General features: G+C 44.0%; 12 protein-coding genes. 10 read left to right on the top strand and 2 right to left on the bottom strand.

Features of this window, described 5'->3' with window-relative positions:
- Window positions 1-39: 39 nt before the first annotated feature.
- A complete protein-coding gene (locus BLD48_RS11850; protein ID WP_071500383.1) occupies window positions 40-1,503 on the bottom strand; it encodes a potassium/proton antiporter in 1,464 nt (487 codons plus the stop codon).
- A 188-nt stretch (window positions 1,504-1,691) separates the two neighbouring features.
- On the opposite strand from BLD48_RS11850, the gene BLD48_RS11845 reads away from it, so the two are divergent.
- Window positions 1,692-2,978 carry an ABC transporter substrate-binding protein gene (locus BLD48_RS11845; RefSeq protein WP_071500382.1) on the top strand — a complete coding sequence of 429 codons (1,287 nt, stop codon included), beginning with the start codon at window positions 1,692-1,694 and terminating at the stop codon, window positions 2,976-2,978.
- Between the two features lie 48 nt (window positions 2,979-3,026).
- Here the strand turns inward: BLD48_RS11845 and BLD48_RS11840 are convergent, their stop codons facing one another.
- Entirely contained in the window at window positions 3,027-4,319 is a 1,293-nt protein-coding gene (locus BLD48_RS11840; protein WP_071500381.1) for an NCS2 family permease, read from the bottom strand.
- 210 nt (window positions 4,320-4,529) lie between these two features.
- On the opposite strand from BLD48_RS11840, the gene BLD48_RS11835 reads away from it, so the two are divergent.
- The 9 genes from BLD48_RS11835 to BLD48_RS16220 all read left to right on the top strand — a co-directional run bounded on the left by BLD48_RS11835 (window position 4,530) and on the right by BLD48_RS16220 (window position 13,289).
- A complete protein-coding gene (locus BLD48_RS11835; RefSeq protein ID WP_236630009.1) occupies window positions 4,530-6,287 on the top strand; it encodes a cache domain-containing sensor histidine kinase in 1,758 nt (585 codons plus the stop codon).
- Window positions 6,287-6,991: a response regulator transcription factor gene (locus BLD48_RS11830; RefSeq protein ID WP_071500379.1), complete on the top strand. Its 705-nt coding sequence runs from the start codon at window positions 6,287-6,289 to the stop codon at window positions 6,989-6,991. Before BLD48_RS11835 ends, BLD48_RS11830 begins: the two co-directional genes overlap by 1 nt.
- Before the next feature lie 25 nt (window positions 6,992-7,016).
- Window positions 7,017-7,724 carry a purine-nucleoside phosphorylase gene (deoD, locus tag BLD48_RS11825; RefSeq protein ID WP_071500378.1) on the top strand — a complete coding sequence of 236 codons (708 nt, stop codon included), beginning with the start codon at window positions 7,017-7,019 and terminating at the stop codon, window positions 7,722-7,724.
- 101 nt (window positions 7,725-7,825) lie between these two features.
- Window positions 7,826-9,208 (top strand): aldehyde dehydrogenase, encoded by a 1,383-nt coding sequence (locus BLD48_RS11820; RefSeq protein WP_071500377.1) that lies wholly within the window; start codon window positions 7,826-7,828, stop codon window positions 9,206-9,208.
- Window positions 9,209-9,275: 67 nt separating this feature from the next.
- Complete coding sequence (locus BLD48_RS11815) at window positions 9,276-10,493, top strand: CDP-glycerol glycerophosphotransferase family protein (protein ID WP_083412319.1); 1,218 nt, start codon at window positions 9,276-9,278, stop codon at window positions 10,491-10,493.
- Window positions 10,490-10,879 (top strand): glycerol-3-phosphate cytidylyltransferase, encoded by a 390-nt coding sequence (gene tagD, locus BLD48_RS11810; RefSeq protein ID WP_028106910.1) that lies wholly within the window; start codon window positions 10,490-10,492, stop codon window positions 10,877-10,879. The genes BLD48_RS11815 and tagD overlap by 4 nt, the downstream gene beginning before the upstream one ends.
- Before the next feature lie 57 nt (window positions 10,880-10,936).
- Window positions 10,937-12,082: a CDP-glycerol glycerophosphotransferase family protein gene (locus BLD48_RS11805; protein ID WP_071500376.1), complete on the top strand. Its 1,146-nt coding sequence runs from the start codon at window positions 10,937-10,939 to the stop codon at window positions 12,080-12,082.
- A gap of 180 nt (window positions 12,083-12,262) precedes the next feature.
- The gene (locus BLD48_RS11800) at window positions 12,263-12,970 is read left to right on the top strand and encodes a Crp/Fnr family transcriptional regulator (protein ID WP_071500375.1); all 708 of its coding nucleotides are present in this window, start codon (window positions 12,263-12,265) and stop codon (window positions 12,968-12,970) included.
- A gap of 205 nt (window positions 12,971-13,175) precedes the next feature.
- On the top strand, window positions 13,176-13,289 hold the full coding sequence (locus BLD48_RS16220) for a cytochrome C oxidase subunit II (RefSeq protein ID WP_236624399.1): 114 nt from the start codon (window positions 13,176-13,178) through the stop codon (window positions 13,287-13,289).
- Window positions 13,290-13,299: the final 10 nt, after the last annotated feature.

Here is a 13,299-nt window from a genome sequence, read left to right as displayed (position 1 = left end):
GGGGGTAGCGGATTTCAAATCCGTTACCCCTGTTCTTTGTCATGAAGTTTTAGGAAATAAAAAGCGTTTCAGCGTTTTGATACGATGTTTTGGTGTTAATAGAAGTAATTGATCCCGACCTTCGAAAATCGTATCTCCCCGAGGGGTGACGATTTGATCATCTCGAATAATTGCCGTGATTAAAAATTCTTGTGGAAGATCAATCTCCGAGATCGCTTTCCCGACAAATGGATGAGAAGTTGGAATCGTCAGTTCAATGATTTCGGCATTCGGTTTACCAATCGACATGAACTCAATGACCGTTTGGATGGTCGAAGAACCGGTTTCGTTTAAATGCAGTCGTTCTGCTAAAAAGGTTAAGACACTTCCTTGAATGAGCGTGGACAGAAGCACGGTGAAAAAGACGATATTAAAGATCATTCCGGCATTATCAATACCAGCAACAAGTGGATAGGTTGCGAGTATGATCGGGACAGCTCCTTTGAGCCCAGCGAAGGAAATAAAGACTTTTTCTTGCCACGAATATTTAAAGGGCAACAAGCTCAGCCAGACAGAAACAGGGCGTGCGATGAAGATCAGAATCAATGCTAACGCAATCGAGGATAAAATCACGCGTGGATCAAGTAATTGTTTCGGAAAGACGAGTAATCCGAGCACGATGAACATCCCGATTTGAGCAAGATGTGCCATGCTCATCGTGAAGCGGACAAGCGTTTGGCGATAGACCAACTCATGGTTGCTAATATAGATGGCTGTGACGTAAACGGCTAAAAAACCACTCGCATGGACCGTATCGGCAATGCCGAATGAAAGAAAGGCAAACGACATCAAGAGAATCGGATAAAAACTAGATGAGCTTAAGTCGATTCGGTTAAGTAAAGTGGAGGCGATCCATCCGAGCAGTAGTCCGAGCAGTAATCCCACTACCATTTCCCAAACAAGTGAGGAGAGACCGGAAACAAGCGAGGCATCTTTCGGATTCGTGACGAATTCAAGGAAAAAGACGGTCAGGAAAACAGCCATCGGATCGTTTGTGCCTGATTCGAGTTCTAAGGTCGAACCGATTTTCCGCCGAACCGATTGCCCGCTAAGGACCGAAAAAATCGCCGCGGCGTCCGTCGATCCAACGATTGCACCTAACAAAAAGGCATTGGCCCAACTGAAACCAAGAATGTAGTGGGAAGCGACTGCGACGATCGTAGTAGCAGTGAAGACGCCGAATGTAGCAAGTGAGAGCGAAGGACTGAGTTCTGTTTTGACTTCTTTCCAAACAGTCTGAAGTCCACCCTCGAATAAAATGATGATTAATGCCACCGTACCAAGCAATTGTGCAAGCTCCGCATCGTCGAATCGGATGAATCCGGTAATATCGCTTCCGGCAATCATTCCGAGGGCGATAAAAATCAAGAGCGCCGGAATGTTGAGACGACTGGATAACTTCGTCGTCCAGACGGCTATGAATAACAGTAAACCAATCAGTAAAATCGTAAATTGTAGGGACATTGCATCAAACTCCTTCGTAAAGTAGTATCTACTTTTATCATACACTAATCCCGAGTTTTTCTGTCGGATAACGATTGTTCAATATTTTCCACCACACCGGACAAAATTATCCGTTTTTATTGCAAGCGTTTTCATTTAATGTAAAAGCGTAGCACGATTATCAACTCGAAAATCAGGGAGGTATCCGAATGCGTAAACGTAAATGGGCAGCACTACCGGTTGCCGCGACGGCAATGGTCGTAGCACTTGCAGCATGTGGTGGCGGTGGAACACTCAATAGTGATGACTCAAAGGACAGTGGCTCTTCCAAGGATGGAAAGACCCTCAACGTATTCCAATTTAAAGCTGAAATCGCAAAAGACATGGAGAAAATGGCAAAAGCGTACGAAAAAGAAACTGGCGTAAAAGTAGTGGTTCAAACGGTGGGTGGCGGATCGGATTATGGCGCTGCCTTGAAATCACAGTTTGCTTCAGGGAACGAGCCGGACGTTTTTAATAACGGTGGATTCACGGAAGCAAAAACATGGCAGGACAAGCTAGAAGATTTGTCGGATGAAAAATGGGTCAGTGATTTGACGGATCTGTCGAAAGAGCCGATGACGATTGATGGAAAACTGTACGGTATGCCGATGAACTTAGAAGGTTATGGATTCATCTATAATAAAGAAATCTTCAAAAAAGCAGGGATTACCGAATTACCGAAAACGTTGACTGAATTGACAGAAGCATCTAAAAAGCTTAAAGCAGATGGTGTCACACCATTTTCAATCGGATATGGCGAATGGTGGATTCTCGGAAACCACTTGATGAACATCCCGATGGCGCAACAGGATGATCCGGATCAGTTCATCGCGGACTTAAACGCTGGAAAAGGGAAGTTTGAAGACAACAAACAATTCAAAGAGTTCATGAACCTGTTTGACTTAACGATCGAGTACGGCAACAAAAATCCGTTGACGACTGATTACAATACACAAGTCTCTCAGTTCGCTGAAGGGAAAACAGCGATGATCCAACAAGGAAACTGGGCGCAACAATTGATTACGGACGTGAATCCGGATATCGAAATGGGCTTCATCCCGATGCCAATCAATGATGATAAAGAAAAAATGGATCGGCTTCCAGTAGGCGTTCCGAATAACTGGGTCGTCAATAAAAACTCGAAAAATAAAGAAGAAGGTAAAAAATTCTTGGAGTGGATGGCGACATCTGAAACAGGAAAAGATTATATGGTCAATAAGTTCAAGTTTATTCCTGCTTTCAAATCAATCGAAGCAGCGGATCTTGGACCACTCGCTGACGATATCATCAAGTACTCTAAAGAAGATAAAACCATCTCATGGAACTGGTTTAAGTATCCGGACGGTGCCGTCAATGAATTTGGTGCCATCATGCAAGCATATGTAGGGAAACAAAAAACATCGGAAGAGATGTTACAAGACTTTACGAAGACATGGGAAAAAATGAAGAAATAATAAAAAAGCGTGTTGCTTCCAACAAAAATTGGAAGCAACATGCTTTTTTTAATGAAGGAAAAACAATTGAATGAAAAATAGAACGGCAAACAGATAAATCAAGAAGTGAACACGTTGTTTTTGAACGGCCTTCATGATCGGGTAGATGATGAATCCAAAAGCGATTCCTGTCGCGATGCTGCCAGAAAGAGGCATGATGATGATTACCATAAAGGCCGTAAATGCTTCGCTGAAATCATCCCAGTCAATCTGTTTGATGTTTTGGAGCATCAAGGCGCCGACCAGCAATAGAGCAGGTGCGGTGATGGCAGGGACGTTAGAAATCGACTGAACGATCGGACCGAAGACCGCAGCGAGTGCAAATAAGATGCCGACCGTGACAGACGTTAAACCGGTTCGTCCACCAGCTGCGACACCGGAAGCTGATTCGACGTAAGCCGTCGTTGGACTGGTTCCGAACATCGATCCGACAATCATCGCCGTCGAATCGGATAACAGGGCCCGTTCACTGTTTTTTAAAGAACCATCTTTTTCAATCAGACCAGCTTGTTCGCCGACTGCTACCATCGTACCGGTCGTATCAAACATCGTCACGAGGACAAAGGACAGGACTCCGCTGAACAAGCCATACTGGATGACATCTTGGATAGCGGATAACGGATTCGCGACAAGGATGCCTTCCGGTAAGGTGGGTAAAGCTACCAACGTTTTAGAAAATGTCAGCTCTCCCGTAAAGAAAGCGAGTATTCCGGATAGTAACATCGCGTAGAGGAGACCGCCGGGTACACGCTTGATCGTTAAGATGGCGGCAACGAGCAGACCAATCAACGTGATGAGTGCTTCCGGTGACGTCAATGATCCAATGGTGATCAGTGATGCCGGATCAGCAATCAGAATGCCAGACATTTTTAAACCGAGTGAGGCGATGAATAGACCAATCCCGCCTGTGATTGCTAATTTAAGTGTCGCCGGAATGACCTCGATGAGTTTCGTCCGTAAAGGCGACAAGGACAAAAGGAGAAAAATCAGTCCCGCTACAAAAACGACAGATAAAGCCGTTTGATAAGGAATTTTTTCACCGATGACGAGGGTATACGTAAAATAAGCATTTAACCCCATACCTGGTGCAACAGCAATCGGAAGATTGGCGTAAAAGCCCATCAGTAACGTTCCGATAAGTGTCGCGATGATTGTTGCCGAGAAGGCTTGATCTTGAGGGATTCCCGCTTCCGACAAGATGGTGGGGTTAACAAAAAGAATGTAAGCCATCGTAATGAAGGTAATGAAACCCGCTTGGATTTCACGTTTGGCCGTTGTATGGTGTGCAGAAAGTTTGAACATGGGTCAGAAACCACCTTACTATCAAAAGTTTGTTAAAAACGAACATTAACGATGTTATAGCAATATTCATTCGGAATCAAGTATTCTTTTTTGATGAAGAGAATTCTGATGAAGCAAGAAGGAGAGCGAAAGAAATAAAAGGCATGCATGTAAGCGGATACAGCTATGATATACTACTTACTAGAAGAAAAAGGATGGAGGGAGACGGCAGTGAAGAGCATCCGGACACGTTTGATTCGACTTGTCGTCTTGGCGATTCTGATTCCTACAACGCTTGCTACGTCAGCTTCTTACCTGTATGTCCGTCACCAAAATGTAGAACAGGCCGAACGTTCGAGCCTGAATGCTTTAAAAAGAGGAAGCAACCAAATCAGTCATTATATGGAAGATGTGCGACGGTTACCGACGAGCCTTTATGCCAATCGTTCGTTGATCAACATCATGAACGTTGGGGCAGATGCTGAACTGAGCGAATCAGAAGGTGTGATTTCACGAGCGTTATTAGGTCTTTTTTTATCGAGGCAAGACATCGAGCAGCTTCATTTCGTCATCTTAAAAGGCAACTCCGAGTACTCTGTCTACAATATGAAAACTTCGAGCAGAGGAAAATTTGATTGGTTACAAGAAACGGATTATTTTCGGTTGATGAAACAAAAAAATGGATGGTTGATTGATCCCGCTCACCGGATAGCTGCTTATAATACGCATACGATGATTCTTGATGAGGAAGAAATCGTCAGTTTTCGCTACCGGATCAACCGGGTGGAAACGGACGAACCACTTGGTTTTCTGTCAGTTGACATCCCGACAAGTGTGTTCGAACAACAGTTAAAGTTGTTTGAGAATTTCCCGGGTGAATCACTTTGGCTGATGAATGGGAATCAACTGATCGCGAAAACGGGACAAGCACTCCCTGTCACGAACGATCGATTTACGGGGACGAACGGCAGTATGCGGGTCGGTGATTCCTTCATCGTCTACGCTAAAACAAACACACAAGGTGTCCCGATCACATTAGTAAAGGCGATTCCCTATGCTTCAGTCGTCAAAGGGGCCAATGAAACGGCCTTGATTTTAATCTTGATTGGTGCCGTCTCCTTGATTTTAATGATCATGGCAGCAAGTCTCGTAGCCCTTGAAATCACGAAACCGATCAAACAGCTGACGGCAAACGTATGGCGTGTTGAACAAGGTGATTTATCGGCTCAATTCGTTGCGACGACGAATGATGAGATTGGATTGCTGAACCGGCAATTTCAGAGGATGATTCAACGGATTGATCGATTAATTAAACGTGAGTACCGGCTTGCTCTTGAAAATCGGACGAATGAATTACGGGCGCTACAATCACAGTTGAATCCACACTTTTTATTCAACGCCTTACAGTCGATCGGAACAACGACGTTGCAAGGAGACCGTAAAGTCGCCTATCGTTCCATCACTGGCTTGTCGCAGATGATGCGTTATTCGATGAACAACGAGCAGACGATTGTCACCTTAAAACAAGAAGTTGATCATCTGCAATCCTATATGCGTCTCCAACAACAACGTTTTCCAAATCGTTTTCGTTATATCGTCGATGTGCCGTGGCACATGAATTCGATTGAAGTCCCGAAAATGATTTTGCAACCCTTTGCGGAAAATTACTTCAAACATGCGTTCAATCAGCAAATGGATGCGACGGAAAATTATTTGGCCTATAAAGTCAGAAGTGATGGTGACCAGCTGATCATTCAAGTTGAAAACAGCGGTGTGATCATGGATCCGCCTGTGCTTGATACGATTGATCAAACGATGCGGATGCACCGGAGACCGGAAGATCGGCAAACGTCTGGAATCGGGCTACACAATATCTACGAACGCTTACTCATCTTTTATGGGGACCAAGCAAGCATGGTGCTGCAATCTCCGGCAGAAGGTGGTTTTAGAATCGTCATTCGTATTCCCGTTGAACAGGAGGAACTATGATGAATGTATTGATTGTAGACGATGAACAACATGTACGAGATGCCGTTAAATTACTCGGAGAATGGGATGAATGGAAAGTCACCAGTATTTTTGAAGCAGACAATGGAGTTACGGCAAAACAATTATTGGATCAGGAAAAAATCGATTTGATGCTAACGGATGTCGAAATGCCTGGACTAGACGGTTTAAGTTTACTGGAATGGACAAAAAATCATCATCCAAAGGTCGTCACGATCGTACTGACAGGGTATGATGATTATACGTATATGCGTCGTGCGATTTTACATCAATCTTTTGATTACTTACTAAAACCAATCGATCCGGACATTTTAAATGATGCACTTGCCCGGGCGATGGAATTGCTATGTCCTGTTCAAGAACAGGGGGAGGCGATTGATCAGATTGCAAAATACATTGCGACACATTATGCGGAAGAACTAACGCTTCAACTCATGAGTGAACGCTTTTACTTAAGCCGAGAATACATTTCAAGACGGTTTAAACAACGTTTTTCCGTTAATTTATCCGATTACATTCAAACGATTCGTTTGAATCGTGCCAAAGAATTGCTCGGGGAGACAGACGCCCGGATTTATGAAATTGCGCTTGAAGTCGGATATCACGATGACAAATATTTTCGGAAAGTGTTTAAAAAGCAGTTTGGGATGACCCCGAATGAGTTCAGAGAGTTGTTGTCTGTTTAGTCGACATTTCAAGGAGGAATCGTACATGAGCGTACACATTAACGCAACAGAAGGTCAGATTGCAGAAACGGTTTTACTTCCAGGAGATCCACTCCGGGCGAAATACATCGCCGAGACATTTTTAGAGGATGTTGTTCTCTATAATGAAGTCCGTGGGATGTACGGCTTTACAGGAACGTACAAAGGGAAAAAAGTATCGGTTCAAGGGACGGGCATGGGTGTGCCATCGATGTCGATTTATGCCAATGAATTGATTCAATCGTATGGCGCGAAAAACCTGATTCGTGTCGGGACTGCCGGTGGAATCACACCAGACGTGAAAGTCCGTGACGTCGTCATCGCGATGAGTGCTTCACACGATATGGCACAGAACCGTGTCCGTTTTAACGGACTCGACTATGCACCTACGGCATCGTTTGATCTGTTGCATAAAGCATACAACACAGCGAAAGAACACGGGATTGATGCGAAAGTCGGTCAAATCTTCACGACGGATCAATTTTATCAAGATGATTTCCATCATTTTAAAAAATGGGCGGACTTCGGTTGCCTCGCAATCGAGATGGAAGCAGCTGGTCTTTACACACTTGCTGCAAAACATAAAGTCAACGCCTTGACGATCTTAACGATTTCCGATCATTTGTTGACCGGCGAAGAAACGACAGCGGAAGAACGTCAAACGACGTTTAACGATATGATGAAAGTAGCACTAGAGACAGCGATTCAGCTGTAAAGGAAAAGCGGAGAAAAGACTCTCCGCTTTTTTTGTTTGCTTCAACAGCTATGGTAGAATGATAAGGAAGAATTGGAAGACATGACAAGGGGGAACAATCGATGGGATTGACGGTAATTGGATCAGATCTATCAAGTCATATCGGCGCACAACGAACATTTTTCAAGACGGGTGCCACACGGAGCATCGCCTTCAGATTAAGTATGTTGACGTTTTTGAAACAAGCGATTGAAACGCATGAGGAAGCGATCTATGAAGCGTTGAAAGTAGACTTGAATAAAGGACGGCAAGATGCGTTTACGACGGAGATTGGATTTGTTTATGGCGAACTGAATCGAATGGAAAAACAATTGCGGCGACTCGCCAAACCACGCCGTGTTGGAACACCGTTGCTCCATTTTGGATCGAAAAGTGAAATCCGTTTCGAACCGTACGGAAACGTTCTTGTCATCGCACCTTGGAACTATCCATTCCAATTGGCACTTGCCCCAGTCATTGGAGCGATTGCAGCCGGGAATACGGTTGTCCTGAAACCATCTGAATTGACGCCGAATGTCTCACGTGTCTTACGCGAAGTATTTGAGACGGCGTTCCATCAACGTTTTGGTTTAGTCATCGAAGGTGATGCCGATGTGAGTGCGGCCGTTTTAGAAGAGAAGTTTGACTATATCTTCTTTACCGGCTCGACGCGTGTCGGGAAAATCGTTCATCAGGCAGCAGCCAAACATTTAACGCCGGTCACGCTTGAACTGGGTGGGAAGTCTCCGACGATCGTTCATAAAGATGCAGACTTGCGACTGGCTGCAAAACGGATTGCCTGGGGAAAATGGTTAAACGCCGGGCAAACGTGTATCGCGCCAGATTATGTATTTGTCCATCAAGACGTCCGGGAAACATTTTTACGATTAATTGAAGAGGAAGCATTTTCTCAGTATGGGAATGGGGTTGGTGTTGGCTCGTATGTCAAAATCGTCTCCGACGGTCACTTGGAACGATTGACGAGTTACCTTGCGCAAGGTGACATTCAATTTGGTGGACAAGTCGATCCGGAATCAAGAAAGATGGCGCCAACCGTCATGACAAACGTTTCAGTCGATTCAAAATTGATGCAGGAAGAAATCTTTGGTCCGATTTTACCGGTTCTGGTATATGAAGAAATCGAAGACGTCATCACGTTTGTCACGGACCGCGACAAACCACTAGCACTTTATCTGTTCACAGAAAACGAATTCGTCAAGGAACGGGTCTTGAGCCGGGTATCCTTCGGAGGGGGTTGTGTGAACGATACGTTGATGCATGTCGCTCAGCACAATTTACCGTTTGGTGGAGTCGGATCAAGCGGGATTGGCGGCTATCATGGCAAATATAGTTTTGAGACGTTCAGCCATCGAAAAGGACTTGTCCATAATACGACGAAGTTCGATTTGCCTTTCCGCTACATGCGTTCAAATACTGATTCCAAATGGATGCGCTTTTTGTTATGATGATTGAGGTTTGTTAAATACGAAGTTCTAGAATAAGTAAATTTTGTTGAAATAAGGAGTATGCGTTTTGAAACGTCAACTACGTCAGTGGGTTAAAAAAGTCAAACTAATTGAAGCGATATTACATCTCGTGATGCGGTTGTTTGCCTGTCTGCCCGTTCGCCAACATCGAATAGTCTTCGAAAGTTTTTTGGGGAAGCAGTACAGTGATAATCCACGTGCGATTTATGAAGCCTTCCAACAGGAACATCCGGAATTCGAATTGCTGTTCAGTAAAGACCGCCGGAGTACGTTTGATGATGCCACAGTTCAAACGGTGGATCGGATGACGATTCGTTGGATTTATCTGCTCGCGACATCACGGGTCTGGGTTTCAAACAGTCGGTTGCCATCTTGGTTATATAAACGAAGCGGGACAATCTATTTACAGACGTGGCACGGAACACCGTTGAAGAGATTGGCGCTCGATATGGATGATGTTCAGATGGCGAATACGACGACAGAACGATACAAACGTGACTTTGCGTGCGAGGCAGCAAAGTGGGACCTGTTGATTTCACCGAATGCGTATTCAAGTGAAATCTTCAGACGGGCGTTTGATTTTACAGGAGAGTTACTCGAAATCGGTTATCCGCGGAATGATCTGTTCTACCAGACGGACCGGCATCCGGAAATCCTTGAACGTGTTTATTCCCGTTACCAAATCGACCGGACTAAAAAAATTATTCTGTATGCGCCGACTTGGCGGGATAATGAATACGCGGCACAAGGGTCCTATTCCTTTACACTCCCGTTTTCGCTCGAACAGTTCGAAAAACGGTTTGGAGCGGAGTACGCGCTGTTGATTCGGATGCATTATTTAGTGGCGGATCAGGTGGATACGTCAGCTTATCCGTCTGTCCATAATGCATCGGATTATCCGGATATTTCCGATTTGTACATCGCGGCGGATGCGATGATCACCGATTATTCTTCCGTCATGTTTGACTATGCGCATCTGAAACGACCGATGATTTTTTACACGTATGATTTAGAACATTACCGGGATCGATTGCGCGGATTTTATTTCGATTTCGAGCAAGAAGCGCCGGGACCACTTGTATTACAAGAAGAACGATTGTTTGAAGAAATGAATCGGTTGTCCGAATGGAACAGCCGATACGGCGTCCGTTTTGCGACATTCGATAAAAAGTTTTGTCAATGGGATGACGGAACGGCTTCTCGGCAAGCATGCAACCGAATCCTGCAACTCGTCAGCAATCAGCATAAAGGAGAATCATCATGAAAAAAGTCATCACGTATGGAACATTTGATTTATTACACTGGGGACATATCAATATCCTTAAACGGGCAAAAGAGATGGGCGATTATTTAGTGGTGGCGATTTCTACAGATGAGTTTAACCGCTTAAAACATAAGGAATCGTACCATAGCTTTGAAAACCGTAAATTGATTTTGGAATCGATTCGGTATGTGGACGAAGTCATTGCTGAAAACAACTGGGATCAAAAAATCAGTGATGTACAAGAACATCAAATCGATACGTTTGTCATGGGGGACGACTGGAAGGGTGAATTTGACTTCCTGAAAGAGTATTGTGAAGTCGTGTATCTCAGTCGGACGGAAGGCATTTCGACAAGCCAAATTAAAACTGAATTAGGGAACGGTTAAGAAACAACAAGACCACACGACACGTGCGGTCTTTCTTCTTGGAAGGACGGGATTAACGTGAGAGAGAGTATCGTGCAAATCTATTTGCTACTTTTTCGGATCTTCTATCGTATCTTCTGTTTGTTACCCGTGAAGCCGGTAACGCTCTTTTGGGTCACATACGGTGATAATGTAAAACCGATTAATGATGCACTCCTGACGGCATTCCCGAAAGAAAAACGTTATTTAGTTTATGATAGAAAATTTGTGAAATGCGCACAACTATGGGCAACAGAATATCGGTTGCCTTATCGGCGACTTCGTTTCATTCGATTGGCTTATTTATTAGCAACATCTAAACATATCTTTATTGATAATTATATCGGTGAGTTTAGTGTCGCGCCGATTCGAAAAGGAACACAACGGGTACAACTCTGGCATGCTGCAGGGACACTAAAACAATTTGGTTTGTCTTCGTCAAGAAGCTTAATGGTTTCTAAACAGACACGCGAACGGTTTAAGCGTGTTTATCAGCGGTACGGTGATTTTGTTGTGCCAGGAGAACCATGTGCGACCCAATTTTTGGCTCCACATGATTTGCCGAAAACCGTCTTTAAGTCGTTTGGAGTGCCACGGACAGACTATTGGTTCAACGAACAGCATAAGGAAATCAAAGAACAACTGCAAAATGCCTATCAACAGGCCGGACGACGGATTATGTTGTATGCTCCAACTTACCGGGAACACAATGGAATGGAAGGTCAGACGGTTCATCAGTTGGAACGATTGACGGATCAAGGGTGGACGATCCTTGTCAAGTTACATCCGACCGTACGCTCAACGTTTATGCATCAAAAAAAGCACGTTCACTTTGTAACGGACGAATATGCCATCAATGATTATCTACTCATTACGGATGTTCTCGTCACGGACTATTCGTCCATTCCGTTTGAAAGTTGTCTGCTTGATATTCCGACGATTCTTTATACACCAGATATCGATACGTATCGTCAACTACCAGGAATTATTGAATCGTATCCGGCCCCGCTTCCTGTAGTAGCTACTAATCGAATTGAAACGGTATTCAACTGGATCAGTTCGGATCGTGCTCTGGACGACAGTCGGATTGCGATGAAGAATTTTAAGACGTTCTGGTATACCGAAATACCAGGGCAAGCGACGCAACGAATTATTGAATTTTATTACCCAGAAACGACGAATTGATTGTCTGGACTCATTAGAGGGATGGATTTGAAAGGAAAGAACTTTTGAATCCATCCCTTTTTATTTAAAATTAAAATGTGAAAAGGTGAACAATGTTTGACAATCTTTTGAAAAAACGCCTTTTGTTCGTGTGATGTTCTATACTGAGGTCAGAAGGAATCCAGGAAAGGAGAATGCGACATGCTTGCTTGTGGGACGACAGAAGCCAATACCTTTGTTTTATCGACGGAGACGCGAATGATACTGGAAGATTTCATGACCGAGGTGACTTTCAAAAAGGATGCGATCGTTTGTTGGGAAGGGGAACTAAACGATAAGCTGTTTTATGTGAAGCAAGGCGGTGTCAAATTGTCGAAGTTAACGAAAAAGGGAAGTCCTTTAATGATGTTTTTGTATTTTAAAGGGGACTTATTTGGTGAATTTGATGTCGGAGAGGCATTTCCAAGTTCGTATAGCGTCGAAACGATGGAAGACAGCGTACTTGGTGTCATCCCTAAAAGTAAGTTAGAAGAACTGATGAAACGTGATGGAGTTTTTGCGTTAGAAATCATGCGGTGGCAAGCGCTCATGCGAAAACAGTCAGAAACGAAATTACGAGATCTTTTATTATTCGGAAAACAAGGTGCCCTTGCTTCGACCTTACTCCGCTTGATTGCGATGAACGGCAAACAAGTTGGAGAAGACTATATACTTTCGGAACGACCGTCAGATAGTGAACTCGGACAATTGATTGGTGCACCACGTGAAACCGTTAATCGGATGTTTTCTCAGTGGAAAAAGGACAAGGTCATTTCATCAACAACTACTAAAATCATCATTCATGATGCCAAGTATCTAAGGGACCTATGTCACTGTGAAGGTTGTCCGGTAGGCGTTTGCCGGATTTAATAGTTTTAGGATCAATCCTCTTGTCTTTGAGACAGGAGGATTTTTTGATTTGTTCCAATGCAAAATGTGAACTTTATGTGTGTTTTTCAAATGGAAACAGCGAAATTGTCACAACTACTGTGATTTTTATCACGGTTTCTTCATGCGAGTCTTATTTAAAATAAAGGTACGTCACAGAGGTGAAATGAGAAAGGGGTTTTACGTCATGAGTACCAAACCGGAATCGAATTTACATGGAACACTGGTCGCCGTCTTCATCGTCGCCGGAGTCATCATCGGCATGTGGGGATCGATTTTTCTATTATTTAGTTCAAGATGAGGAGGAAAGA

This window comes from Exiguobacterium sp. KRL4, assembly GCF_001870785.1.
Taxonomy (GTDB): Bacteria; Bacillota; Bacilli; order Exiguobacteriales; family Exiguobacteriaceae; genus Exiguobacterium_A.
This window is presented reverse-complemented; position numbering and strand designations above follow the sequence as displayed.

Coding starts and splice junctions, on each gene's coding strand:
- BLD48_RS11850 (WP_071500383.1), bottom strand. CDS start 1,503: ATGTCCCTACAATTTACGATTTTACTGATTGGTTTACTGTTATTCATA.
- BLD48_RS11845 (WP_071500382.1), top strand. CDS start 1,692: ATGCGTAAACGTAAATGGGCAGCACTACCGGTTGCCGCGACGGCAATG.
- BLD48_RS11840 (WP_071500381.1), bottom strand. CDS start 4,319: ATGTTCAAACTTTCTGCACACCATACAACGGCCAAACGTGAAATCCAA.
- BLD48_RS11830 (WP_071500379.1), top strand. CDS start 6,287: ATGAATGTATTGATTGTAGACGATGAACAACATGTACGAGATGCCGTT.
- deoD (WP_071500378.1), top strand. CDS start 7,017: ATGAGCGTACACATTAACGCAACAGAAGGTCAGATTGCAGAAACGGTT.
- BLD48_RS11820 (WP_071500377.1), top strand. CDS start 7,826: ATGGGATTGACGGTAATTGGATCAGATCTATCAAGTCATATCGGCGCA.
- tagD (WP_028106910.1), top strand. CDS start 10,490: ATGAAAAAAGTCATCACGTATGGAACATTTGATTTATTACACTGGGGA.
- BLD48_RS11800 (WP_071500375.1), top strand. CDS start 12,263: ATGCTTGCTTGTGGGACGACAGAAGCCAATACCTTTGTTTTATCGACG.
- BLD48_RS16220 (WP_236624399.1), top strand. CDS start 13,176: ATGAGTACCAAACCGGAATCGAATTTACATGGAACACTGGTCGCCGTC.